This is a genomic window from Fundicoccus ignavus, assembly GCF_009659375.1.
In the GTDB taxonomy this organism is placed as follows: domain Bacteria; phylum Bacillota; class Bacilli; order Lactobacillales; family Aerococcaceae; genus Fundicoccus; species Fundicoccus ignavus.
Genome location: NZ_WJQT01000024.1, coordinates 1 through 26,537 on the forward strand (window position 1 = coordinate 1; position 26,537 = coordinate 26,537).

28 protein-coding genes are annotated in these 26,537 nt (G+C 36.7%); all 28 read right to left on the reverse strand.

The window, feature by feature from the left end; translation table 11 throughout:
- Window positions 1-151 precede the first annotated feature (151 nt).
- Window positions 152-610 carry an SsrA-binding protein SmpB gene (smpB, locus tag GF867_RS11785; protein ID WP_153833307.1) on the reverse strand — a complete coding sequence of 153 codons (459 nt, stop codon included), beginning with the start codon at window positions 608-610 and terminating at the stop codon, window positions 152-154.
- 18 nt (window positions 611-628) lie between these two features.
- Window positions 629-3,004 carry a ribonuclease R gene (gene rnr, locus GF867_RS11790; RefSeq protein WP_153833308.1) on the reverse strand — a complete coding sequence of 792 codons (2,376 nt, stop codon included), beginning with the start codon at window positions 3,002-3,004 and terminating at the stop codon, window positions 629-631.
- 34 nt (window positions 3,005-3,038) lie between these two features.
- On the reverse strand, window positions 3,039-3,794 hold the full coding sequence (locus tag GF867_RS11795; RefSeq protein WP_153833309.1) for an alpha/beta hydrolase: 756 nt from the start codon (window positions 3,792-3,794) through the stop codon (window positions 3,039-3,041).
- A gap of 113 nt (window positions 3,795-3,907) precedes the next feature.
- A complete protein-coding gene (secG, locus tag GF867_RS11800) occupies window positions 3,908-4,141 on the reverse strand; it encodes a preprotein translocase subunit SecG (RefSeq protein WP_153833310.1) in 234 nt (77 codons plus the stop codon).
- Window positions 4,142-4,259: 118 nt separating this feature from the next.
- Complete coding sequence (locus GF867_RS11805) at window positions 4,260-4,982, reverse strand: SDR family oxidoreductase (protein WP_153833311.1); 723 nt, start codon at window positions 4,980-4,982, stop codon at window positions 4,260-4,262.
- 15 nt (window positions 4,983-4,997) lie between these two features.
- Window positions 4,998-5,603, reverse strand: a complete 606-nt coding sequence (locus GF867_RS11810; protein ID WP_153833312.1) for a TetR/AcrR family transcriptional regulator — start codon at window positions 5,601-5,603, stop codon at window positions 4,998-5,000.
- An 80-nt stretch (window positions 5,604-5,683) separates the two neighbouring features.
- Complete coding sequence (locus GF867_RS13860) at window positions 5,684-6,076, reverse strand: alpha/beta fold hydrolase (protein ID WP_216650295.1); 393 nt, start codon at window positions 6,074-6,076, stop codon at window positions 5,684-5,686.
- Between the two features lie 29 nt (window positions 6,077-6,105).
- Window positions 6,106-6,480 carry an alpha/beta fold hydrolase gene (locus tag GF867_RS13865; protein ID WP_216650296.1) on the reverse strand — a complete coding sequence of 125 codons (375 nt, stop codon included), beginning with the start codon at window positions 6,478-6,480 and terminating at the stop codon, window positions 6,106-6,108.
- Entirely contained in the window at window positions 6,458-7,789 is a 1,332-nt protein-coding gene (locus GF867_RS11820; protein WP_216650297.1) for an acetyl-CoA hydrolase/transferase family protein, read from the reverse strand. Before GF867_RS11820 ends, GF867_RS13865 begins: the two co-directional genes overlap by 23 nt.
- Before the next feature lie 17 nt (window positions 7,790-7,806).
- Window positions 7,807-8,103, reverse strand: coding sequence for a type 1 periplasmic-binding domain-containing protein (locus tag GF867_RS11825; protein ID WP_153833313.1), 297 nt, complete (start codon window positions 8,101-8,103; stop codon window positions 7,807-7,809).
- Between the two features lie 730 nt (window positions 8,104-8,833).
- Window positions 8,834-10,135: a phosphopyruvate hydratase gene (gene eno, locus GF867_RS11830; protein WP_153833314.1), complete on the reverse strand. Its 1,302-nt coding sequence runs from the start codon at window positions 10,133-10,135 to the stop codon at window positions 8,834-8,836.
- A gap of 120 nt (window positions 10,136-10,255) precedes the next feature.
- A complete protein-coding gene (gpmI, locus tag GF867_RS11835; RefSeq protein WP_153833315.1) occupies window positions 10,256-11,785 on the reverse strand; it encodes a 2,3-bisphosphoglycerate-independent phosphoglycerate mutase in 1,530 nt (509 codons plus the stop codon).
- A complete protein-coding gene (tpiA, locus tag GF867_RS14135; RefSeq protein ID WP_153833316.1) occupies window positions 11,785-12,543 on the reverse strand; it encodes a triose-phosphate isomerase in 759 nt (252 codons plus the stop codon). The genes gpmI and tpiA overlap by 1 nt, the downstream gene beginning before the upstream one ends.
- Before the next feature lie 45 nt (window positions 12,544-12,588).
- On the reverse strand, window positions 12,589-13,779 hold the full coding sequence (locus tag GF867_RS14140; RefSeq protein ID WP_153833317.1) for a phosphoglycerate kinase: 1,191 nt from the start codon (window positions 13,777-13,779) through the stop codon (window positions 12,589-12,591).
- A gap of 104 nt (window positions 13,780-13,883) precedes the next feature.
- Complete coding sequence (gene gap, locus GF867_RS11850; RefSeq protein WP_153833318.1) at window positions 13,884-14,885, reverse strand: type I glyceraldehyde-3-phosphate dehydrogenase; 1,002 nt, start codon at window positions 14,883-14,885, stop codon at window positions 13,884-13,886.
- 30 nt (window positions 14,886-14,915) lie between these two features.
- A complete protein-coding gene (locus GF867_RS11855) occupies window positions 14,916-15,956 on the reverse strand; it encodes a sugar-binding transcriptional regulator (RefSeq protein ID WP_153833319.1) in 1,041 nt (346 codons plus the stop codon).
- 781 nt (window positions 15,957-16,737) lie between these two features.
- The gene (clpP, locus tag GF867_RS11860; protein ID WP_153833320.1) at window positions 16,738-17,331 is read right to left on the reverse strand and encodes an ATP-dependent Clp endopeptidase proteolytic subunit ClpP; all 594 of its coding nucleotides are present in this window, start codon (window positions 17,329-17,331) and stop codon (window positions 16,738-16,740) included.
- A gap of 146 nt (window positions 17,332-17,477) precedes the next feature.
- A complete protein-coding gene (locus tag GF867_RS11865; RefSeq protein WP_153833321.1) occupies window positions 17,478-19,202 on the reverse strand; it encodes a purple acid phosphatase family protein in 1,725 nt (574 codons plus the stop codon).
- Between the two features lie 800 nt (window positions 19,203-20,002).
- Window positions 20,003-20,179: a 50S ribosomal protein L32 gene (rpmF, locus tag GF867_RS11870; protein ID WP_153833322.1), complete on the reverse strand. Its 177-nt coding sequence runs from the start codon at window positions 20,177-20,179 to the stop codon at window positions 20,003-20,005.
- A gap of 41 nt (window positions 20,180-20,220) precedes the next feature.
- A complete protein-coding gene (locus GF867_RS11875) occupies window positions 20,221-20,763 on the reverse strand; it encodes a YceD family protein (protein ID WP_153833323.1) in 543 nt (180 codons plus the stop codon).
- A gap of 97 nt (window positions 20,764-20,860) precedes the next feature.
- Window positions 20,861-22,072: a tRNA(Met) cytidine acetate ligase gene (locus tag GF867_RS11880; RefSeq protein WP_153833324.1), complete on the reverse strand. Its 1,212-nt coding sequence runs from the start codon at window positions 22,070-22,072 to the stop codon at window positions 20,861-20,863.
- 26 nt (window positions 22,073-22,098) lie between these two features.
- Complete coding sequence (locus GF867_RS11885; RefSeq protein WP_172974024.1) at window positions 22,099-22,848, reverse strand: class I SAM-dependent methyltransferase; 750 nt, start codon at window positions 22,846-22,848, stop codon at window positions 22,099-22,101.
- Window positions 22,845-23,210, reverse strand: a complete 366-nt coding sequence (gene rsfS, locus GF867_RS11890; RefSeq protein WP_153833326.1) for a ribosome silencing factor — start codon at window positions 23,208-23,210, stop codon at window positions 22,845-22,847. The genes GF867_RS11885 and rsfS overlap by 4 nt, the downstream gene beginning before the upstream one ends.
- Window positions 23,207-23,821, reverse strand: coding sequence for a bis(5'-nucleosyl)-tetraphosphatase (symmetrical) YqeK (gene yqeK / locus GF867_RS11895; RefSeq protein ID WP_153833327.1), 615 nt, complete (start codon window positions 23,819-23,821; stop codon window positions 23,207-23,209). Before yqeK ends, rsfS begins: the two co-directional genes overlap by 4 nt.
- 15 nt (window positions 23,822-23,836) lie before the next feature.
- Complete coding sequence (locus GF867_RS11900) at window positions 23,837-24,511, reverse strand: nicotinate-nucleotide adenylyltransferase (RefSeq protein WP_153833328.1); 675 nt, start codon at window positions 24,509-24,511, stop codon at window positions 23,837-23,839.
- A 13-nt stretch (window positions 24,512-24,524) separates the two neighbouring features.
- Window positions 24,525-24,842: a ribosome assembly RNA-binding protein YhbY gene (gene yhbY, locus GF867_RS11905; RefSeq protein WP_153833329.1), complete on the reverse strand. Its 318-nt coding sequence runs from the start codon at window positions 24,840-24,842 to the stop codon at window positions 24,525-24,527.
- A 19-nt stretch (window positions 24,843-24,861) separates the two neighbouring features.
- A complete protein-coding gene (gene yqeH, locus GF867_RS11910; protein ID WP_153833330.1) occupies window positions 24,862-25,977 on the reverse strand; it encodes a ribosome biogenesis GTPase YqeH in 1,116 nt (371 codons plus the stop codon).
- Complete coding sequence (locus tag GF867_RS11915; protein ID WP_153833331.1) at window positions 25,970-26,494, reverse strand: YqeG family HAD IIIA-type phosphatase; 525 nt, start codon at window positions 26,492-26,494, stop codon at window positions 25,970-25,972. Before GF867_RS11915 ends, yqeH begins: the two co-directional genes overlap by 8 nt.
- Between the last annotated feature and the right edge of the window lie 43 nt (window positions 26,495-26,537).

Sequence of the window (26,537 nt, forward strand, 5' to 3'; positions counted from 1 at the left end):
AGTAAGCCATGTCGATTTCCTTTCTTATGTGTTTGGTCGTACTTACATCATAACGGAAATCACTGGCTTTTTGTGTATACAAAAATAGTGCTGATGATTTCTCACCAACACTAAAAATTATAGAACCTAAAAGTTGGGGGTATTTTTATATTTATCGACCACGCATTGCACGATCGACATCTCGTTTAGCTTGTTGTTCTTTTAATGCATGACGTTTATCATACTTGTCTTTACCTTTAGCCAAGCCAAGTAAAATTTTTGCTCGACCTCTAACTAAATAAACTTTTAAAGGTACTATGGTCATTCGATTTTGTTTCACTTCTGCTTGTAAAGTTGCAATTTCTTTTTTATTCAATAATAGTTTACGATCTCTTATAGGATCATGATTAAAAATATTCCCATGATCATAAGGGCTAATATGTACGTTTTTCAACCACGCTTCTCCCCTATAAATTGAAATATACCCATCTTGAATATTAATTTTACCATTGCGAATCGATTTAATTTCAGTTCCTTTAAGCACCAATCCTGCCTCATAAGTCTCAATTATATGATAATCGTGGCGTGCCTTACGGTTTTGTGCTAAAGGCTTATCATGTGTTTTTGCCATTGCAATCCCTCATTTGCTCTAGTTACTTCTTTTGCGAATTTTAAATTTCTTTTTACTTTGATTACTTTTCTTGCGTTTATTACCGTGTGACTGCTTACCTTTATCGTTGGCGACTTTCTTCAAATCTTTTCTGTTTTGTTGTGGTTTGCGTTTTCTTGAATCTTTGTTTCGAGCATTCTTTGCTTGTTTTCTCTGACGATCCAAAGCATCAATATCTAAACCTTCAACTGGATCAGCTTCTAGTATCTGGAAGTCAATTTGACGTTCAGCTACATCAACATTCGTCACTTGAATTTTTACTTTTTGACCAATTCGATAAACTTTACCTGTTCGTTCACCAATCAATAACAGATGCTGTTGATTAAAATTATAATAGTCATCTGTTAAACTAGCTAAACGCACTAAGCCTTCAACCGTATTCGGTAATTGAATGAAAATTCCAAATGATGTGATTGAACTAATCATTCCGTCGAACTCTTCACCAACTTTATCAACCATATACTCCGCTTTTTTCAATGCATCTGTTTCCCTCTCAGCATCAACTGCCCTTCTCTCCATCTTCGAACTATGGATCGCTGCATCTGGAATAAACGCTTCTAAACGGTCAAAGTCTTTTGCTGTTGGACGTTCTTTTATGTACTGATGAATCAAACGATGAACTAACAAGTCTGGATATCGACGGATAGGCGAAGTAAAATGTGTATAATCTTCTGCAGCTAATCCATAATGTCCTAAAGGCTCTTCACTATATTTTGCTTGTTGCATACTTCTAAGCATCATTGTCGAAACAACTTGTTCTATTGGTTGATCGGCTACACTTGCTAAAGCTTCTTGTAATTGTTTCGGACTAATTGCAGAGGCTTCTCCTCTTAACACAATTCCAAAAGATGTCACAAATTCTGCAAATCTTTCCATTTTCTCAACTTTAGGTTGCTCGTGAATACGATAAATGAATGGATAGCCTTTAGCAGTAAATTCTCTAGCGACAGTTTCATTCGCGATTAACATAAATGATTCGATTAATCTTTCACCTACGAATCGTTCGCGCAGTTCAATGTCCAATGGCAAGCCATCTTCATCTACAATAATTTTTGCTTCAGGCGCATCAAAATTTAACGCTCCTCGTTGCTGACGCATCTCTTCAAGAATATGATGTAACTCAGCCATCTCTTCTAGAACAGGAACAATCGCTTGATATTTAGTTCTTAAGTCTAAATCACCGTCGAGTATTTCATTTACATCTGAATAAGTCATTCGATATGAGGAATTAATGACACTCGTATAAATCGAATGTTTAATGACATCACCCTTTTGATTAATGGTCATCTCACATGTTAAAGTCAGACGATCTTCATTTGGGTGTAAAGAACAAATTCCGTTTGATAAGCGTTGTGGAAGCATAGGGACTACTCGGTCAGTTAAGTAGACAGATGTCCCTCTCTCGTATGCTTCTGCGTCAATTGGGCTGCCTTCTGTAACATAATGTGAAACGTCTGCAATATGTACGCCTAATTGATAAGTACCATCTGGATTTTTCTTTAATGATATCGCATCATCCAAATCTTTTGCGTCTGCCCCATCAATCGTCATAATAACTTCGTTTCTTAAATCTCGGCGTCCTTCAAGCGCTTTTTCATCGATAACTTGCGGCACTTTTTCAGCAGCTTCTTTAACATTTTCTGGAAATTCGTGTGGAATACCAAACTGGAATAGAATAGATAGAATATCAATCCCCGGTTCATCTTTATGTCCAATTTCCTTTGCTACTAATCCTGTCATAAAATTAGGTCTTTGGCTAGTTGGATAATCTTTAATTTTTACAATACAAATTGTATGGTCTGCTGGATGAATTCCTTCAGGAAGAATATTAATTTTCAACTCATCCGCAAAGTCCCCTTTAGGAATGATGTAACCTAAAAACCCTGTTTCTGCACGTAGCTTCTGGTCATATGCGAAAAATTCACCCACTAATTGACTTGATGCTCGTTCGGTTACTTTCTCTACGCGAGCTTCAGACCCCTTACCCGTTGACGGGTCAATGCGCTTAATCACAACCGCTTCAACAGTATCACCATCCATGGCTTCACCAACATAAGGCCCTGGAACAAATAAATCTGGTTGTTCTTCATCATAATTAATGAAACCATAGCCTTTACCGTTTGAACGGAAAGTTCCTATTATAGAATCATCGCGTGAAAATGCTCGGAATTTTCCATTAGGAGTTAGTTGAATTTCCCCAACTCTTTCTAAGAAAGCCAAAGCCTTTACTAATTTTTTATAATTTTTATTACCACCATAATTCAAGCGTGTCGAAATATCGTTAACGCTAAAACTACGGTCCTCATTTTCTTTTAAAAAGGCCAATATTTTTTGTTCAAAACTTGATAAACTCATATTCAGCCTCCTCTCTCTTTTATTTTATATTTTGTTATGCATATTTTTCCAAAAAGTTCATGACACTATTCTCAAAATCAACACGATCACGGTTCACTGTAATCACATGTGTATTCTTCGGAAACCAATGGAAATCGATTTGAGCATTCAATAATTCGTCCTGTAACTCAAATACGTCGTCTTCATCTATCAACTCATCTTGTCCCGACTGAGCAATATAAAATGGTATATTAATTTGCTCAAGTTTTGGTCTAATCGTTTTTTTGACTGCTTCTAAATTTTCCATTTGCTTCCAATGGGCATCATAAATTTTCTTTTTATTTGTTTCAAATTGACTTAATTGTTGACTAGCTCTTGCTATATGACGAGCATAAGTCATAAATGCTTCGGAAACATCAATTTTTTCTTTCGTTACGACTGGTGAATTAAACACACCGCCACCAGCTATATTATTCTCCGATTTTGTCATTAAGGCGGTTGCCATGATTCCCCCCATTGATAGGCCAAAAACAAATACTTTCTCGAAGTCTTGTTGAGTTAACCAATCGTAAGCCGCTTGCGCTTCATCTAACCAAGTTAAGGGTGATTCATTTAGAATATCAAAGATATCTGTTGTCCAATGACCTTTAAAATTCGGACATAAAACAGTGTAGCCTGCTTTATGTAGTCGGCGTCCCAAGAGATTCATGTCTTTAGATGACCCTGTATAGGCATGTAACAAGAGTATCGCTACATTTGTGTGATCATTTGGTAAATAAATTGCTTTTTCAAATGGTACGTTTATGCTCATTATAATCTTCCTTCCGTCTCTCCTTCATTCTAACTTAATGAGCGATACAATCAAGTGTTAACTCATTAGTAAAAAAAAATCCCTGATGTCATATCAGAGATTACTTTTGGGATTTATTTAGATGAAAGAATCGCTAAAAGAATTGCAATTCCAAAAAATAAAATACCTAACACTGTGGTTGCTTTAATTAAGAAAGCCTCGAATCCACGTGCTTTAGTTTTAACCGTTCCGTCGTCGCCGCCACCAGTTAATGAGCTTGCTGCATTACTTTTAGATGGTTGCATTACTACTGATATGATTAATAAAATTGAAACTATAATTAACGCGATTAATAGTGCATTATACAAAGGACATCCTCCTTAAAAAATCTCTACAATTAATCGTAACATAAAAATCGTTGCAATGCTATGCTTTCGATCAAAATAATGTTACTTAAATTGTAGAGATTGTTTTTCTTTTACGATGTTATAATTTCATTCCACCGTTAACGCCTAAAATTTGACCATTTACAAATGATGCTTCATCACTTGCTAAGAATAAAGCTGCATTAGCAATTTCAATGGGTTCTCCTAGTCGTTTCAATGGGTTATTTTCTTTCATACTATTCAGAATCTTCTCTGGAACTGTCTGCATCATTTCCGTATTAATATACCCCGGTGCGATTGCATTTGTTCTAACCGCTGCACCTTTTCGAGTAAATTCTTTAGCCCAAGTGTAAGTTAATCCAATCACACCAGCTTTGGTTGCAGCATAGTTACTTTGTCCGATGTTGCCATATTCCCCAACAATAGACGAAATATTTACAATTGAACCTTTACCAGCTTCAACCATTGCAGCACTAACGTAGCGGGTTACATTGAAAACTCCGGTAAGGTTAACAGCAATGACTTTATCCCATTGCTCATCTGTCATTTTATTTACTAGAGCATCTTGAGTAATTCCGGCATTATTGATAAGTACATCAATTTTTCCGTATTCTTCTAACACTTTGGCAACCACTTCAGCTACTTGTTCTGAATTTGTGACATCCGTTTTGAAAAATGGGATTGTCTCATCCTTTGGTGGATGAATATCAAAAGAAATTCCGATTGCGCCCTCTTCCACAAAACGTTGAATCATAGATAAACCTAATCCTTGGCTACCACCCGTTACAATTGCTACTTTACCTGCTAATCTTCCGTTACTCATTAATAATACGCTCCTTTATTGGTTCGTGTTATTCCCAGAAAGACCATCAAATAGTACGTTAATCACTTCGTCAGCAATCATTTCTACATCTTCTTTTGTATCTAACGTTCCATAGCGTAATCCAATAAAGGTATGCATTCCCATTAATAAAAATGACACAACTTCGGGATCTCTATATGTAATGTCTCCATTACTTTTGGATTTTTCGAGTTGACGAATATAACTTTCTGAGAACTCACGGTAATAGTCTTTAAAAATCTCTTTATCAATGTACAAAGCTTCCCATACAATATTATAAATATCAGGGTTTTCTCGCACTAAATTAATATATGCAACGAGACCTGCTCGCTCAGCTTCTTTTCTTGAATCACTTGCTTTAATTCGCTCACTAATGTGAGCTCTAATGAACTTTCCATACGTTGTCACCAAGTATTTATAAACTGATAGTTTATCTTCGAAATACAAGTAAAAAGCACCTACACTTACTCCGGCATCTTTTGTTATATCCTTGACTGTCGTTTTATAATATCCTTTTGTATAAAAATTTCGGCGTGACGCTTCTACTAAAGCGTCTAAAGTTTTTTGCCCTTTTTCAGTAAATGGCTGATTTACTAGATCCATAATCTTACCAGCTTTCTCTAATATTCTTCCTTACATTATAGTCAAATCAACATAGAATTCAAAAGAAATCAGATGATAATTTAAGTTTTTTCCCGGGAAGTGAACCCTAGTAAAAGGCTTAAAAACTCATCCGGTTTTTCATACATTAATGCATGTCCCGATCCAGGTATTACATGAAAGTTAGATAGCGGAATTTGCTTATGAAGATAAACTTGTTGGTCTAGTGGTGTCACCATATCTAATTCGGCAGCGACGATTAAAGTTGGACATGCTATTTGATTTAGTTTTTCTTTTACGTTATAACCTTCAGCACTCTCAATTAATCTTTTCATTCTAGCCAAATATTCAGTTGATGCAAATAGCTCCACTAATACTTGTTTACGATTCTCCATCCATTGACGTTTGCTATTAAAGAAATTAGGCGAATAGATAATGGGAATCGTTGATAAATAGAAGCCTATTGGGCTATGCATTGCTTCAATCCACGACTTGCCAATTTCTTCTAACCAGTAGTTGGTTTCAGCACAAGTATTGAACAACAATAATTTTCAACATTTTCGGGATAGGTACTTACAAACTGTAAAGCCACCTCTCCTCCATATGAAATGCCAAACAACAGCACGCTCTCTAACTCCAAATGATCTAGCAAAGCTTTAATGACATCCACTTGTATATCTTGTTTATAGGCGGTCTCCGCTGGCCCCGACTGTCCTTGATCAATAAAGTCCAATAAAATCAATTGATGATGTTGACTTAGTTCTTCAATGAATGGTGCCCAACTTTTAGTGGTCATCATAATACCATTTAGCATTAACAAGGGGTCCCCTTCCCCGTGTATCTCATAATATATCGTTTTACCATTCAGTAAAAAGTTCATGATTCTCACCTATAATGTTGTAATCGATCGCATCTTGTAATAGCTGTTCTCTAAAATCAGGATGAGCTATTGATATTAATAACTTTACTCTCTCTAAGATATTCTTTCCCTTTAATTGGACAGCTCCGTATTCCGTTACCACATAATCAATATCATTACGTTGTAGCGAAACAATTGAGCCTTGAGCTAATTGAGCAGCAATCTTACTCTTTTCTTCTTTTTCTCCGGTTTCTGGATTTTTAGCCATGTAAGTCGAAGAAAGTGCAATGAATGATTTTCCACCCATAGAATCTTGTGAGCCTCTAACAGTGTCAACTTGTCCACCTGTTCCGCTAAATTGGGTTGAGCCCATGGATTCAGAAGCACATTGACCGGTTAGGTCTACTACAATCGCTGAGTTTATCGAAATTTGTTTATCATTCTGTGCAATCACTTGTGGATGATTTGTATAGTGTCCATCCATTACCATTACTGCTGGGTTGTTATTTACAAAATCATAGAGTTCTTTGTTACCCAAGATGAAAGTGGTGACTATTTTGCCACGATGTAGGGACTTTTGTTGTCCAGTCACGACGCCTGCTTTCGCTAACTTAGCAATTTCAGAAGTTAGCATTTCAGTATGAACGCCTAAGTCTTTTTTATTATACAGTTGTCTGGCAACTGCATTCGGTATGCCGCCAATTCCTAATTGAAGTGTTGAGCCATCTTCAATTAAATCGGCAATATATTTTCCGATAATAAAATCTTTCTCGTCTAATTCTGGTGACGGTAATTCGGGTACATCGTAGTCCACTTTTATAAAATGGTCGACTAGGGAATGATGTAACTCGACATCGCCAAAGGTTCTTGGAAAGTTTGGATTCATCTCCAGGATAACTATATCCGCTGCATCGATCATGCGTCGTTCATAAGTATTCCCCATCGATAGGGATACATAACCATGTTCATCCACTTGTGAACAAGATCCAATATAAATATTTGGATGATTCGACGCTAAGAACTTTGTAGAGGCAAAATGTAAATTGTTTGGCATATAAGTGCCATTACCGTTCTTATGCATCTTTTTCACTGGCGAAGAGTAAAACCAGCTAGATAACAGAAATTTCTCCGTATATTCTGGTTGCATAAATTCATAAATTTTCATTGACAAGCAGTTTGAAATTCGAAGTTTATTGATACGTTTACTTATAGTATGAATGTCACTAAGAATGGATTGGGCTTCAGACGCGCCCAATCCAGTGACAATATGCATTTTATCTTCGATTAAATCGAGTGCCTGTTCAACTGTAATATAATCAATCGCAGTCAAAGCAAACGCTCCCTTTCTTATTCTCCTAAAATTTCTTCAATAGACTTAAGACCTTCTACTTGTTCCCATGTATCTTCACCAGCAATTTTTGATAAGTTCATTTCTTGTGTTCCCATACGTGAACCATTTGAGTAGTCAATTATACCGCCAAATGGGTTTTTAATTGGCTCAGATTCTAATGCTGTCATATAGCTATCCCAAGTCACTTCTTCACCCTCTAAGCGTTCTAACCCTTCAGTAAAGAATTGACTCGCAATCCAACCAGTCATTGCATATACGTTGTTATCGTATTCATCTTCAATCCACTCGTTCATTAATCCTATGTAATTTTAATTAATGAAAAGCTTTTAAATCAACTTTATTCAAAATATTTAATTAGCAAGCCTTCGGGATGGTTTCGTTAGACGAAATAATACTCTCGTATTTAGACTGATTGTTTCGATAGGTGCAATTAAACTTTCTTATAGTGAACGACCATTCACTTTTTAACCATTCAAAAATGAGAAAAAAAATTAAAATGATTTTAGCCAAACTTGATTTAATTGAAGAGGAAATTGAAATAGTGTTAGACCACTTTGAATTTTTCTGACTTAGTTTTACATGTTCTCAACTTTTTTCACTGATACTACTCCCCTCTTTTTTCTTCAAATGCAAAACAATACTATCTGGAACCTATATTTTCAAATAGAACAAACTCAACCAAATGATTAATAATGTCGACAAGTCAATATTATTTAATAAAAGTTTTTATGATTTTCTAAAATTTAGTAAGTTCTTTTATTTCAAAAACTTGCGCTTAAATCTAACGTCCTACTATATGTATCAACTGTAGATTTAGAAAGTTTTCTGATTCTACAATCAATTAAAAACTCCTCATTTATATCTGATAACAGCACAAAAAAACGCCCCCTCTATTTAAAATGGATTAAATAAATAGAGTGAACGTTTCTTTAAATTGAGTCATTTCATATTTAGCAATACAAAAATTCCCCAGTTTATTTATTAACTAATATATAAGGCTCGCTAAGGAATTAGAGGCCTTAATTATTTATTCTCTAAGTTGTAGAAAGCTTGTAAGCCTTCGTAAACTGCTAAATCGCCTAACTCATCTTCAATTCTTAATAATTGGTTGTATTTAGCAATACGGTCTGTACGGCTTAATGAACCAGTTTTGATTTGTCCTGAGTTTGTTGCTACAGCGATGTCAGCAATTGTTGAATCTTCAGTTTCACCTGAACGGTGTGAGATTACTGCTGTATATCCAGCGCGTTTAGCCATTTCGATTGCATCAAAAGTTTCAGTTAAAGTACCAATTTGGTTAACTTTAATTAAGATAGAGTTACCAATGTGGTTTTTAATACCTTTAGCTAAGATTTCTGTGTTTGTAACGAATAAGTCGTCACCTACTAATTGAACTTTTTCGCCTAAGCGTTCAGTTAATAGTTTCCAACCTTCCCAGTCGTTTTCGTCCATACCGTCTTCGATAGAGATGATTGGGTATTTCTCAACTAATTCAGCTAAGTAGTCTACTTGCTCAGCAGCTGAACGTTTAGCACCTGTTTCGCCTTCGAATTTAGAGTAGTCGTAAACACCGTTTTCGTAGAATTCTGATGATGCACAGTCGAATCCTAGGTATACATCTTTACCTGGTTCTAATCCAGCAGCTTTAATCGCTTCTAAGATTGTTTCAACTCCGTCTTCAGTGCTTTCGAAACGAGGAGCAAATCCACCTTCATCACCAACTGAAGTTTCTAAACCACGTTTGCTTAAGATTGATTTTAATGAGTGGAATACTTCTGTTCCCCAACGTAAAGCTTCTTTAAATGTCTCTGCACCAACTGGTAAGATCATGAACTCTTGGAATGCGATTGGAGCATCAGAGTGAGATCCACCGTTAATGATGTTCATCATTGGTGTTGGTAATACTTTAGTATTGAAACCACCTAAATATTGGTATAAAGGTACATTTAGGAAGTCAGCAGCAGCACGTGCTACAGCGATTGAAACACCTAAAATAGCGTTTGCGCCTAATTTACCTTTGTTAGGAGTACCATCTAATTCGATTAACATTTTATCGATAGCTGCTTGTTGTAATACATCGTAGCCTAATAATGCTTCTGCAATAATATTATTTACGTTGTCTACTGCTTTAGTAACACCTTTACCTAAGTAACGATCTTTGTCACCATCACGTAATTCAACAGCTTCGTGTTCACCAGTTGAAGCTCCAGAAGGAACCATACCGCGACCAAATCCACCGCTTTCTGTGTAAACTTCTACTTCGATTGTTGGGTTACCACGTGAATCTAGGACTTCTCTTGCATAAACATCTGTAATAAATGGCATTTTTATTTCTCTCCTTTGAAATAAGTATAATCAAGTAATTATCTTGACTATCTATCATTAATTGTATTCATTTTATCTAATAAAAGCAAAACATTTCGTGTGTGTATGGGAAAATTTAAACTATGCTTTTATTAAACTTTCACCTGTCATTTCGGCAGGTTTTTCAACATTTAATAAGTCTAACATTGTTGGGGCTAAGTCGGCTAATTTTCCACCATCTCTTACTTCAACGCCAGCTTTGGTTACAATGACCGGAACTGGATTTGTCGTATGTGCTGTCATAGGATTACCTTCTAAAGTTGTTACTTCATCTGAGTTACCATGGTCAGCTGTGATGATTGCGTAGCCACCTTTTGAAATAATTAAATCTACAACTTCACCAAGACATTCGTCTACGGCTTCAATTGCTTTTACTGTTGGTTCTAACATACCACTATGGCCTACCATGTCAGGATTAGCGAAGTTTAAGATAATTGCATCTAAAGTATCTTCATTAATTGCTTCAACTAATGCATCTTTCACTTCATATGCTGACATTTCTGGTTTTAGGTCATAAGTTGCAACTTTTGGAGAAGGAATTAAAATTCGTCTTTCTCCTTCAAATTCATCATGACGTCCACCGCTCATAAAGAATGTTACGTGTGGATATTTCTCAGTTTCAGCAATTCTTAATTGTGTTTTCCCAGCATTTGCTAGTACTTCACCCACTGTATTAACTAAATCTTCTTTTTTGAAAGCAACTTTTGCAAGAACTTCATCACTATAATGAGTAAAACTTACAAAGTTTAAATCTTTCAATTGCTTACTTGATTCAAATCCATCAAATGCTGGATTCGTTAAAGCAGTAGCTAATTGGATTGCACGGTCTGGACGGAAGTTAAAGAATACAACTGAGTCACCGTCGTTGATTGTCGCAACGGGTGCTCCGTTCTCTTCTACTACGAATGGAATTACAAATTCATCGTATACTTTTTCATCATAAGATGCTTGAACGCCTGCTAAAGCAGAATCAAAGCTTGGGCCTTGACCATTAACCATAACATTGTATGCTTTTTCAACACGTTCCCATCGTTTATCACGATCCATCGCATAATAACGACCAGAAATTGAAGCAAATTTACCCACACCAATTTCCTCTAAAGCAGCATTAGTATCACGGATGTAACCTAAAGCTGAATCTGGCGCAACGTCACGACCATCTAAGAAACCATGAATATATACTTCTTCAAGATCATATTGTTTAGCTAAACGCACTAAAGCAAATAAATGCTCATAGTGAGAATGCACGCCACCGTCTGATAAAAGTCCCATTAAATGAAATGCTTTGCCGTTTTCTTTAGCAGATTTAACAGCATCGATTAATTCTGGAATTTCATAGAAAGTTTCTTCACGCACCGCAATATTAATGCGGGTTAATGATTGATAAACCACTCGTCCCGCACCAATATTCATGTGTCCTACTTCTGAGTTACCCATTTGACCATCTGGTAAACCAACGAACTCACCATCAGCTCTTAACTGATTATGTGGGAATTGATTCCAGTAACGGTCAAAATTTGGTTTATTAGCTGCTTTTACTGCATTACCTGAGACTTCATCGCGACAAGCGAATCCATCAAGGATAATTAATGCTACAGGAGCTTTACTCATTATTTAACAGCCTCCAATAAAGCTAAGAAAGAATCAACTTCTAAACTTGCTCCACCAACTAAAGCGCCATCGATATGTTCTTGTGCCATATACTCAGCGATGTTTTCTGGTTTAACAGATCCACCGTATTGGATACGTACTTTTTGAGCTACTTCGTCAGATGTCACTTCAGCAACTGCTTGACGTACAACGCCACACGTTTCATTCGCTAATTCAGCTGAAGATGATTTTCCAGTTCCGATAGCCCAAATTGGTTCATAAGCGATAACTGATGATGCAATTTGTTCTTCAGTTAAGCCTTCTAGAGCTGCTTTTACTTGACCAGCCACAAACTCATTTGTTTCGCCAGCTTCACGTTGCTCTAAAGTTTCACCACAACAGATGATTGGTGTCATACCATTGTTGAAAATTGCTTTAGCTTTTTTGTTAATATCTTCATCTGTTTCGTGGAAATATTCTCTACGTTCAGAGTGTCCGATAATAACATATTCAACACCTAATGCTGCTAATGCTTTGGGGCTAGTTTCACCAGTAAAAGCACCTGCATCTTCGAAGTAGCTATTTTGCGCTGCTACTTTTAAATCTGTACCTTCTGCACCTTTTTTAATTGTTTCTAAAAATAGTGCTGGTGCACCAACAACAGAATCTACAAGATCAGATGAAGGAATTTGAGTTTTTACTGCTTCAACAAATTCTGCTGCTTCAGTATGAGTTTTATTCATTTTCCAGTTACCTGCAATAATAGGTTTACGTGTCATAAAGCCATCTCCTTATTAGTTTTTAAATTTTAATCGATTATACGATTATTTCTCGTCAATTGCCTCAACGCCTGGTAAAACAACACCTTCAAGATAGTTCAATGAAGCGCCCCCACCAGTAGAGATATGAGTAAATTTATCTTCATAACCTAATTGACTAACAGCAGCTGCTGAGTCACCACCACCAACAATTGTGATAGCGTCAGTTAAATTAGATAAAGTCTCTGCAACACCGTTTGTACCATGAGCAAATTTTTCTAATTCGAATACACCCATTGGTCCGTTCCAAATCACAGTTTTAGCATCTTTTAATACTTCACTAAATAGTTTGATTGATTCTGGACCACAGTCTAAACCTTCCCATTCAGTTGGAATGTTATCAACTGATACAGTTTGTGTGTTAGCGTCGTTTGAGAAGGCATCCGCAACTACTACGTCTACTGGCAATACTAATTTATCGCCTGCTTCTTCTAATAATTGTTTAGCTAATTCAACACGATCTAATTCAAGAAGTGAGTTTCCTACTTCTTTTCCTTGAGCTTTTAAGAAAGTATAAGCCATACCACCACCGATAATTACTTTATCAGCTTTAGTTAATAAACTTTCGATTACTTTAATTTTATCAGAAACTTTCGCTCCACCTAAAATCGCAACTAAAGGACGAACTGGTTGATCTACAGCTTCACCTAAGAATTTAAGTTCTTTTTCTACTAAGAAACCAACAGCAGACTCTAAGTTAGCTGAGATTCCAACGTTAGAAGCGTGAGCACGGTGAGTTGTACCAAATGCATCATTAACAAATACATCACCTAATGAAGCCCAGTATTTACCTAATTCAGGGTCGTTACTAGATTCTTTCTTACCGTCTAAATCTTCGTAACGAGTGTTCTGTACTAATAATACTTCGCGTTCTTCTAATGCGGCAACCGCTGCTTCCAAAGCTTCTCCGCGAGTTTCTGTAGAGAATGCTACTTTTTGTCCTAGTAACGCTGCTAAATGTTCAGCAACTGGGGCTAAGTCATTTTTCGCTTTATCTTCTTCACTCTTGATTTTTCCTAAGTGTGAGAATAATACAACTTTAGCATTGTTTTCGATTAAGTAAGTGATTGTATCTAGTGCTGCGACGATACGTTTGTCGTCTGTAATTTTACCTTCTTGCATTGGTACGTTGAAGTCCACACGAACTAAAACAACTTTACCGTTAACCTCTAAATCTCTAACTGTTTTTTTAGCCATTATCTTGCCTCCTAATGAGTTAAATTCAAAAAAAAATGACGGGGAAGCGTCTGCCTCCCCGCCAATAATTGGATAGACGCTTAGTTAAACGCTATGCTCTTTTATTATAGATTAGCGAAGTATTCTAAAGTACGTACTAATTGAGCTGTATATGACATTTCGTTGTCATACCAAGCAACAGTTTTAACTAATTGGTTTTCGCCAACAGTCATTACTTTAGTTTGAGTTGCGTCATATAATGAACCGTATGTCATACCAACGATATCAGAAGAAACAATTGCATCTTCATTATAACCGTAAGATTCGTTAGCTGCTTCTTTCATGACTGCATGAACTTCGTCAACAGTAACTTTTTTGTCTAAGATAGTTACTAATTCAGTTAATGAACCTGTTGCAACTGGAACACGTTGTGCAGCACCATCTAATTTACCATTTAATTCTGGAATTACTAAACCGATAGCTTTAGCAGCACCTGTTGAGTTAGGAATGATGTTTTCTGCAGCAGCACGAGCACGACGGAAGTCGCCACCTCTGTGTGGTGCATCTAAAGTATTTTGGTCACCTGTATAAGCGTGGATAGTTGTCATTAATCCTTCAACTACACCAAATGCTTTATTTAAAGCGTCAGCCATTGGTGCTAAACAGTTAGTCGTACAAGAAGCACCAGAAATAACAGTTTCTTCACCTGTTAAGATTTCGTGGTTAGTGTTAAATACTACAGTTGGAACATCGTTTCCACCTGGTGCAGTAATTACAACACGTTTTGCTCCACCTTGTAAGTGTAATTCAGCTTTTTCTTTAGATGTAAAGAATCCAGTAGCTTCTAAAACGATATCTACACCTAATTCTCCCCAAGGAATTTCATTAGGATTTGGATTACTTAAAACTTTAACTTCGTTACCGTTAACTTTGAAAGCACCTTCTAATACTTCTACTTCACCATTAAAACGACCTTGTGTTGTATCGTATTTTAATAAGTGTGCTAACATGTTTGGATCTGTTAAGTCGTTGATTGCTACAACTTCTAAACCTTCAACCTCTTGAATACGGCGGAATGCTAAACGACCAATACGTCCAAAACCATTAATACCAACTTTTACTGTCATAATTTGACTTCCTCCTTAAGGAATTTTATTTTATAGGGCTTCCCCTGTTAAAACCTGATTAGCTATGCCTTCATCACAGATTAACCATCCATGAGTTGGGGCTAGTTTGAAAAAGGCACTCGTAGCTTCTGCTTTCGAGGCACCTCCAACGACTGTAATAAGCATTCGAATCTGTTTTAGGTGTTCTATTTGAATCCCCATTCTCGGTAAACGAATAACTTCTTCGCCTTCACGATTATAAAAGACTCCAAAAGCTTCACCAACAGCTTTTCCTTGAATGATTGCTTCGAGTTGTTGCGGTGTAATATCTCGTCTGTCTGCCATAACTTCGGCAGCTCCGACACTGAGTAACAAACAGTCTGCTTGTTGACTCATTTCTATTGCCTTTTTGATGGAAGGATCCATCAAGAGTATCTTTGAAGTATCTTGATTAATTTTTTCTGGAATAAACAATGGAATAAAAGTAGAATTCGTGCGTTGCGCCATCAATCCACCAACATTGTTAGACTGAATATGAATTGAGCCACCAACGCCACCTCTAGTAGGAACAAAGATTAATTCCCTATCCGACGAAAGTCTTTCATCGAAATAATCACCCACGTTCGCTAGAGTTGAACCTCCAGTTACTGCAATTACATTTCTACCTAATGGCAAATGTGTGCTAAGTACTTCCTGAACAGCTTGACTCAGCACTTCATAAACAAAATAGTCTTGATCTGCATCGCCTGGGATAACCCAGCAATGGTCAAGGTTTAATTTTTGTTTAACTGCACGTTCGAGATCATATAGACGGTTAGCCTTTTTGGCTACTGCATTAAAAGAAACAAGTTTTCGTCGACCAAAAGCAGTTATTGTAATCCCAGCATTATTAACATCTACAAGTGATTGCTCACGTAAGACATCAATTGCTGTTCTTAACACTCTTTCGGTCACTTGTACTTTCTCTGCTAACGCCTTACGACCAATACGATGCGAAGCCTGAGCTAATTCATGAAGAATTGCCACTCTCAGAGTGAGTACTTCTTGGATATCCGGCACTATAGCTTGTATAATCGAAAACACATCTTCCATAGTGTCCCTCCTGTCATGGGCAAGTTACGTCCAATAGATTTAATGTATAACATCTATTATTTTCAGTAATAATTCCCCACAAACAATATAATAGCATTAATCTTCGTTGATAGCAAACAATTAGTTTTATTTAATCTAACAAGCATGCCCAAAAAGCGAAACGCTTTCCGTGGTCATTTATCGTCCAGTTAAGTTTTTTAATTCACAAAACGCTATTCCTTATTATTACCAAACTATCATGTTTTCACAGTTTTTAGAAAGCGCTATCCAGTTTGCTTGTGCTTTTTTTATCAATGCTCTCATTTTAAGGACTAAACTCAGAATCATTATTTAACACTCATCTTTTTATTTTATGCTGAAATTTTTGTTGATAGTTCCAATTATTTGTCACTTTAAAACAATTCATCCATAAATAAGATGTTGGAAATAATTAGAAAATCTTAGACGAGTCCGAAATCATTAAATGCCGTTTAGCAGTTTTACCTTGATTTTATTGCTTTACTTTTGTTGAACTACTTAGCATAGCTCAACGACTTTTTTCCAAAGCGGTATCAGGGGCAATCGGAGTAACTTGCTCTGACTATCAATAAAAAAAGCGAAGTAAGCAGAGCCTAATCGATTGAGCTAGAAAAAGTGAAGTCTTTGAAAGCGACCACCGCCTTGGAAAAATAATAAGATAAACGAAGCTTAAAGCTAGGTAAATCAACATAATACTTATAGTCCCTTATCTAACAAAAGAACCACAAAGTACATAAGCACCTTGTGGTTCAGTTGAACTAAATTATTTTAAGTTTTTGTTGCTTTCCATGATTTCATCAATCAAGCCATAAGCTTTTGCTTCTTCAGCTGACATATAGTTATCACGGTCAGTATCTTTTTCAACCACTTCAATTGGTTGACCAGTATTATCACTAATTATCTTATTTAAACGATCACGTGTTTTTAAGATGTGACGTGCTGCGATTTCAATTTCAGTTGCTTGACCTTGAGCACCACCTAAAGGTTGGTGAATCATCACTTCAGCGTTCGGTAACGCGTAACGTTTACCTTTTGTTCCAGCTGATAATAAGAATGATCCCATTGAAGCTGCCATACCAATTACGATTGTTTGAACGTCTGACTTGATAAAGTTCATCGTATCATAAATCGCCATACCCGCTGTTACACTGCCTCCTGGTGAATTGATATATAAGTAGATATCTTTTTCAGGATCCTGTGCATCTAAGAATAAAAGTTGCGCAATAACACTGTTAGATACATTGTCATCAATTGGACCACTTAACATAATAATACGGTCTTTCAATAAACGCGAATAGATATCATAAGCACGCTCGCCTCTTGACGATTGCTCAATAACTGTAGGTACTAAATTCATTCGATTTCCTCCTTCATAACTAATCTTCATTAGTTTACTGTTTTAGTATAAACTATAGGTCAAAAAAGGTCAATATATAAAACTCAATTTTTAATAAAATAGAGCCTCACATTTCGCGTGAGGCTCTTGAATCGTATTTTGGCTAATTATTCTGCGTCTTTAGTAATACCAAACGAGTAAACTAACTCTACGGTACGGTCTTCTCCTTCAAGTAACTCTCCAGAAATTTGATATAATTCAACTAATAATTCATCACCTTCAATCGTATAAATCGCGAAGTTCTGAATAGCTGAATCTCGATTATTTGAATGCGATGTTTCAAAAGCATCACTTTCTTGCGGTTGGTTCCCATAAGCGAATAGTGTATTCCAGTGATCGTAATCGTCTTGTGTCATCCAGTCAAGTCTTGGGCGAACAGAAATCAAATGCTCTAAGCCTTTGCTGTAAATATCATCGTACTCTTTAGTACCACCTGTATTGGGTAGTAAGAAGACTGTTCCCTCTGGGTTATTATAATAAGTAACCCCTTCTACTTCCGTTGTGTCTACTTCTTCTAGTTTGGCGTTAGAGAAACTTTCTTCAGTAGATACGTAAAGTAATGGATGCGTTGCTGAGATAACATGGTCGTGTCCTTGTAGAGCTAAATCAATATCCAACTCGTCGATTTGCTCCATAAACTTCTCACGTACCGCTTGCACATCGCTATCTTGTAAAGAGTGATAAGATTTAGAGAATAAAGGCTTGTGATAAGCTAGAATAACCCACTCTGCGCCATTTTCACGTGCCTGTTGAACATCTTCACGAATCCAAGCTAATTGTTCCTCTCCTAGCGCCTCCCCATTGTCCTTATTATCATTCGTATTGGCTACAACGAAGTGTACGCCGTTATAGTCGTAAGAGTAGTAAGACCCACCCGTAATGGCATCATTTGCTGCTGGCACATTAATATGTTCGTTGAATTTAGTTTCAACTACTGGATCTCCATAAACTAACGCATACTCATCGTGGTTACCAGGCGCAACTGCTAGAGGAACTTGTAAGAAAGATTCTTTAGATTGTTCCATAATATCTACCCATTCGTCCTCTACTTCAGCAGTTTCGACGAAATCTCCTGTATGTAGGACAAAATCAACTTCTGCCACTTCTAATGCTTGAGCAATTGTATCTGCACCGAAGGCTGCCTCATTACGTACATGTTCGTTCCAATAAGCATTCTGAGTGTCGGTATAATGAGCAAACGTAAATTCTTCACCCGCTTCACCAGATGTTTCGAATGTTCCAACATCACTCATTTCACCTGAACTACTCCCCACTTGATAATAATACGTTGTATTCGCTTCTAAGTCAGTTGCGACAGCCTTATATACATATTCTGTAACATCTACTAGACCTAACAAGCCTGAAGCACCATACATCCAATCTGTGTTATCCGTTGTAATACCTTCATCGGTGAAATAACCATTGATTTCTGGCTCTCCAGCCTCATCTAAAACAACTTCACCTTCTTCATCATAAGCAATGTCTGAAAAGATATAAAAACCATTTTCATCACGTTCACCATAGCGAGAGGTTACTTCTTGGGCTGTTGCAGTAAATTCTAAAGCGTCACTCATGTCTTCAGATTGACTTACCCAAACCTTAGCATCTTCAACTAATTCACTTGTGTACCAGTTGAAGCCCATTTGCGTTTGTGTATCCCCATTAAACGTTACAATTAGGCGATTGGGTTTGTTATTCTTCGCAATCTCAGCTACGGCTGGTTTTTCCTCAACTACTTCAATCTCTTGCGCAAATGTGGAGATTGGCGATAATAATTGAGTGGCTAACAATAATGAAGCAAATAACTTTCCTGCTTGATGATTCAATTTCATATATGATTCCTCCTAAGATTTTTCATACTCAACATTTAACAACACTACGTATATAGTCTAATCAAGTGATGTTAAATTAACGTAAATCTCAGGTAATTTTCGATTAATTTGAGTAAAGTTATTGAAATTCTAATGCTAAAGGACACCCTCGGATAAGGCCGAGAACTTTAGTAGTTTTTATTTTGATAATACTGCAATTCTTTTGTCGGAAGGTTATGCGTAGCTCAACAACCATTTTTCAAAGCAGTACAAAGAACAAGCCTTCGCTCCTAATAGAATCGTTTGCTAAAATATGAGCGCAGGGAAATAGACAGATTCTTACTGTTTGAGATGGAAATGCACGTACGCTGGGACAAGTTGAAAATGACCACCGCCTTGGAACAGTCAATAGGCTGATCGTAGTTAAAAAGCACAGAATCATGTCTCAGTAAAAAAAGTCGAACATGATTTGAATAAAAAAACCTCGGACAAGTCCAAGGATTTTAAATTCTGTTTAGCAGCATAATTTGATTATATCGTTTTACTTTTGTTGGAATATTTAACGTAGATCAGCTAATTGTTTTCCATAGCGGTACAAAGGGCAATCGGCGTAGCTTGGTGTGACTTTGAGCGCAGCGAATTAGACACACCCTAGCCGATTGAGCTGGAAAAGCACGAACGTCAGTGAGGCTTTGAAAGCGACCTCCGCCTTGGAAAACAATCAGCTGAACGTAGTATAAAGCTTAATAAATCAACAAAAAACTTATAAACCCTTATACTATAAAAAAAACCGCGCACTAGGCTACGGTTTAATAACTTAATTATTTTACTTCGACAACTTGTTTGCCGTCGTAGTATCCACATGATGAACATACACGGTGGCTTAATTTTAATTCACCACATTCAGGACAATTGTTCATTCCTGGGACTTCTAATTTAAAATGTGTACGACGTTTTCTCTTAGATGCTTTAGATGTTTTTCTTTTTGGTACTGCCATTTCTTACACCTCCTGATTATATTTGGGTTGTAGATAATGAACTATTCATTATCTAGTTTTAGCGTTTTTAAGGCTTCAAAGCGTGGATCTACCGATTCAACTTGTTCTTCAACTTTTTGAGCATGGTATGCTTCCTCTGTAACGACTGTCCAATTATTACCTGACGGCATCGCACCGTTTTCTTCATCGGGCGCAATGACACGGATGGGCATATTTAATAATAGCGCATCTATGACAGCCGCGTCGAGGTCAATATAATCGAATTCAAGTTCGATTGCGGTTTCCTCGTAATCTTCAGCATTATACGCTTGTCCTGGTAAAAAATAACGCTCACGAATCGGAACTGATATTTCAACTGGGACAGGTTTCAGACTGCGGCTTGATGGTAAAGTTATCACTGTTGTAAGTTGACAGTGTAAGACAATATCTTGTTCATAAGGGACGAAATATCCGACCACACGAACGGGGTCCATATGGATAATCGAATCATCTCTCAGTTTGATTTGATCAAATAGCGACAATTCTACATCTAAATTGAGTAGATCGTCTTTATGTTCTCGAATCTGTCTAATCGTCCATTTCATATTATCACCTCTAAAACGACAAACTAAATTATACTTAACTTAAGCATTGTTGTCAATCTTTCCTATCAATTTATTCTAACATTCCTAGACAATTTTTTTATGTTACTTGAATAGGATACTTGCTGTAATTTTGTTCTTCAATAGTCACACGTGGATTTAAACATAGTATACGATCTGCCCGTATAGTTAAATCATAACGTTCTTCATACGCTTGAGTAAAGTTACTAAACAAGTCTAAATTAGGTTCTTCTCGCAAAGCTTTCAACACTTTTCTACCTTGTGGTCGGTAACCTAAAACTCTTACGGCAGGTTGTACTGCCATCTTCTCACGATAATATTCCCATTCTTCGTAACTTATATTCAATAGCACTGCCATTAATATACGTTGAATTGAAGATTGTGTCCACCTTTTTGATACTAAAGATGCTCTGAATTCTGAAAATGTTCGAGCCTCATTTACTTTTTTTAAAAGTAAATACTCCAAGCCTTCTTTAATGCCAAATACTTGCCGTAATGATTCGGCTGTATGGCAGTTCAATTGATAGTGCAACAAAGGCCAATAATCCTCCCAACGGACCGCTGTCCGCTCTTTAAACGCCGTTAAAGTTTTTATTGGAATAGATTGAATGGCTAATTTTCCATTCCACCAAGCTTGGCGAATCTGACTTCCACTTAAAATGCCTACGTCCTGATTCTCAAAACGAACTGTTTCACTTGATGAAGTAATCGTATTGATACGCGGTATTGCAACAACTTCCATCGGATGCTCCAATTGAAGATTCGCCAGCATATACTGAATTCCCAGCAAATGATTGGCACTACCTGGATCGAAGCCCCAATCAGCGATGTTGCTTTTCTCTTTAATATCATCGATTGCTACTTGCATTGCAGCAGCATAGCTAATCCCAGTTTTAAGATGGCGTTGAATCGCGTCTTGTATCTCATCAAAGTGTTCTTTGTACCATTTTACATAAGCTAGTATAGCGTCACTCTTTGCAGTTTCTGTTCCAAACACTATCGTTTCACAACCAACTTTAGACAGCAACTCCACACCAATTTGCGCGAAGTAATCAGCAGACTGCATACTCGCTAAGAGAGGAAGTTCTAGCACTAAATCAGCCCCATATTCGAGAGCTAATTGGCTTCTTTGCCATTTAGTTAAAATAGCAAATTCTCCCCTTTGAACAACATTGCCACTCATTAAAACAACTAGTACATCAGCTTGCGTTTGAAGCTTTGCTTGTTGAAGTTGATAATGATGTCCATGATGAAAAGGATTATATTCGGTAATAATTCCTACAATTTTCATCTAAACTCCTCCAAACATCGCAATCGTTATTTAACACATCTAAAAAACCAACGGTCGGTTTCTTTATCTTTTCGTTTATGGTAAAGGCTGGCTCCATAATCAACCAACACTTCAATTTTATCAGATTCAAAACCAGCGGCTATCAATGCCTTTAAATAAATTTCTAAAGGATAAGTTCGCTCTGTTAATTCAACATCCACACGTTTATATTGCAGCGTTTCAGTTTGCTCAAACACCGTTAAATAATGATTAACTTTATTTTGACCTAGAGTCGACTCACTATCCCAAAGAATTGCTGCCGTTTCATCACTGTCAAAATAATTAAAGCCATCAAACACTTCATTAATTTGATACGGTGTCCAAACATCAAATAACAGTGTACCACCTGCTTGTAATCGCTGATACATCTCCGACAAAGCTTGACCAACTTGAGTCACATTCTCTAGAAAACACAAAGAATCTGCGTAGCAAGTCACTAAATTAAAGTCTTGATCTAAGTTTGACATATCCAACATATCGCCCACTCGATAATCAATTGTTTGTGCATCGCCCTGCTCCTTCTTGGCGATTTTCAACATGTTCTCATCAATATCAACGGCAGTTATGCTACCGACGAAAGGCGCAAGTAGTTGAGTGAACCAGCCAGTACCACAGGCAACGTCTAAAACTTTTTTTGGTTGTTTATTTAAAGAATTCAATGTGAAATCTAGCCAAGCTTCATAAGCGTCTAATTCATTAAAACGATCATAAATATGGGCTATTTCAGCAAAACTCATTCGCCTGTTACCCATTCTGCTACATCTACTAATGGGGCATCTTTCCAAACTTTTTCTAAGTTATAATGCGCACGCTCTGAATAATAGAAGACATGCACGATGATATCGTATAAGTCGATTAAAATCCATTTCCCGCCATCTTTACCTTCAACGTTTTTAACCGCAATATTCGCTTCTTCAGCTGCATCAACAATTGATTCAACAATTGCGCCTAATTGCTTTTCGTTACTTGCATGAGTGACCATGAAATAATCAGCTAATGGTGTTAATTGCTCAACATCCATCACCATAATATCTTGAGCTAAACGGTCATCGGCCGCTTTTACGACTACTTCTAATTTTTCTAAATTACTTAATGTCATATTCTCTCCTCACTGAACATTTTCTGTTCAATCCAAGCATTATAAATATCGATTGTGCCTGGAAAAATTATTACTCTTTGTTTTATTAAATATTTAATCGTCTCCGTCATTTTAAACTCGCAAGCTTTATCTAAGCTTTCATTTGTTAATTGACGCGCTTTTTCTACACCTTTAAAGTTTCGGCCTGGCTCAATATAATCAGCCATATAAAGAATTTTCGCTAATTGGTCCATCTCGAACCAACCAATCGTATGCCCAGCAATGGCATTGAGCATAGATTGATTATTACATCCAAATTGGTCTTTACACAATTGAGCAGCTGCTGGACCGTGCCAAATGTTATCATTAGCCAACTTTAATTCTTCATTAGGCCAGAATTTAAGCGCCAACTCTAGCATAGAATCTGCTGGCATTTCTTTCGCAAAATCATGCATTAAAGCAACAACACTAACTGTTTCTAAATCTGCATCTAGCTTTTCTGCTAATGATAAAGCAGTGCTCTCAACACGTAAAACATGCTCAAAACGACTAGGTTTTATCGTTTGGCGTAGCTGATCGACTAACGATTCTCTCGAACAATTAATCAGGCCATGCGTATATTCGATTGGCATTTAAGCCCCTTCTTTCTACTTACTAGAATATAAATTGTGTTTCATTATATATTCTTCGACATCACGCGGTACTTGGTAGCGAATAGATTGTTCTAAATACACGCGTAATCGAATTTCAGTCGAACTAATATCTACTGAGGGAGAATCGACCCATAAAACTGGATACTTACTGTTATAAGGCATTTCTCCTGGACGACGAACTCCAACTAATTGGACAAGTTGAATCAATTCATCGATTTCACGCCAAGTGTGTAAGTCTCTTGCACTATCTTGACCAATGATAAAGTAAAAATCAGATTCGGGAAATTCGGAAACAAAATGACGCATTGTGTCCACAGTATAATTTTTACCGCCTCGATTCACCTCATAAGGTTGCAAGCGGAATAACGGATTACCAGCGATAGCCTTCTGAGTCATTTGCAAACGATGTTGCGAAGCAATCGTGTCTTTTCCAGGTGCATGAGGTGGTTTTGCTGTTGGCATAAACCAAACTTCATCTAACTCTAATTGATTCCCTACTTGTTCTGCCATTAATAAATGTCCCAAATGTGGCGGATTAAACGTTCCTCCAAGAATACCTATACGATAACGACCAGATTGAGTCGGCTGCACAGCCTCTTGTGTAAAGGTAAAATTTTCTAGAGCTTCTTCCAAGGATAGAAAGCTTTTGCCTACTGTTTCAACTGTCATCTATACCGACTCCTTATGCTAATTTCGATACTACCTGACTAATTTTTTGATACTTTTCTCTGCTTGATGGACGATATAATACCGCTGTATTTCCTACAGTTTGGATAACTAATGCATCAATCGCCTCTGCAATTGTTTCAGCTGCATCTTGAATTGTTTCAGAACTATTTTGTAGAATATTAAATTTAATTAGTTCACGTTTTTCAATTGCCTCATCAACTTGCTGAATAAAAACTTCTGTTAAACCTAATTTTCCCATTTGAAAAATTGGTTTGTGGTTGTGTGATTCTTTACGCAAATATTTGCTTTGTGCTTTGGATAACTTTTCCATTTCGTGCTCCTTTTAACTTTTAAATAATCGCTTCTCGTATTGATAGCGCAACACCTTTAGGTGTCCAGATAACAATTTCCACAGGCTCATTAACCGTAAACCAACCTAATCCTGAAATCGCAACATCATAATCAGGTTTTAATTGGATGGTTCTAGAAACCAACTCTGGGAAATTCTCTAATGTCTCTTTAAATGGTGGGCTTAATAATTCACCTCGATGCTTCAGATAAAACTCTTCAGCACCTTCTGTTTTAGTACGATGTAAAGTTGCGTCTTTTGAAACATAATAAGTGAATGATGCTCGTTTACCACGAGTGAAGTCAACACGCGCTGCAGCTCCAATAAATATCGTTTGATCTGGATTTAATTGGAAAGTCATTGGCTTCAATGGTTTCGTTGGTAGTAATGTTTTAATTTCATCTCGATTTAAATAGTGAGCTAATTGAGTACGGTGAACGATCCCTGGTGTATCAACAATTGCGTGCTCTTCAGTCAACGGAATTCTAATCATATCTAAAGTCGTTCCAGGATGGTTCGACGTTGTAATGATTTCCTTCTCGCCTCCGAAATAAGCAATTAGTTGATTGATTAAAGTCGACTTACCAACATTTGTGACACCTACAATATAAATATTCTTCGAAAGTACTGCTTTTTTAATCAATTCAATTAATGGCTCTAATGTATGTTTTTTGTTAGCACTAATCAAGAATACATCTTCAGCTTGCAAACCGTTTTGATGAAGTACTTGTTTTAACCAATGTTTGACACGATTTTCCTTCGTTACTTTTGGTAATAAATCAAATTTATTAGCAGCTACCACAATTGGTTGATTGCCAACAAAACGTCTAAGACCATTGATTAAGCTACCTTCAACATCAAATATATCTACAACATTAATAATCAATGCATCTTCATCTTCTGAAATTGCACTTAATTTTTCTAAAAACACATCGTCATCAATGGTTAAATCTTGCAACTCATTGTAATGACGTAATCTAAAACATCTTTGGCAATAAAAATTACCATCATCCATCCCCTTAGCTAGTGCTGAAGCCGGTAAATAACCTGCTTCTGATGGATTTTCAGTTTGAATAACGGCTCCACAGCCGATACATTGGAATTCTTCCTTATTCAAGCTCGTTCCCCCAATTTCCTTTTCGGTCAATTTTAACTATTTTTAACGCAAATTTTTCTAACGTACGATTAAACCAAGTATAGATATTATCATTTTGCGCGATTGGTTTAACTAAGATGACATCCAATCCAAAACGATTCGCACCAATAACATCTGTCATAACCTGATCTCCAATAACAACAATATTCTCATTAGGTGTCGCTAAATTATCGACAGCTATTTTGAAATTTTTTCTAAATGGCTTTAATGCTCCCGAAGTAAATGGCAAATCCAAAGGGTCTGCAACTTTAGCTACACGATTAAAATTATTATTTGATAACAAATATACTTTTATACCAGATTCTCTTAAATCAGTAATCCAGTCCGCCATTTCTTCTGTGTGCTCCCATTGATTCCATGCAATCAATGTATTATCTAAATCAACTATCGCAGCACGATAGCCATGTTTTAATAAATCCAATCCTTTAATCGAATAGATTGAATTAATTGTCCAAGTCGGGTTGATATAACGCTTCATTCTTTCTCCTTTAGCTTCTACTCACGGTATTATTAAATAATAT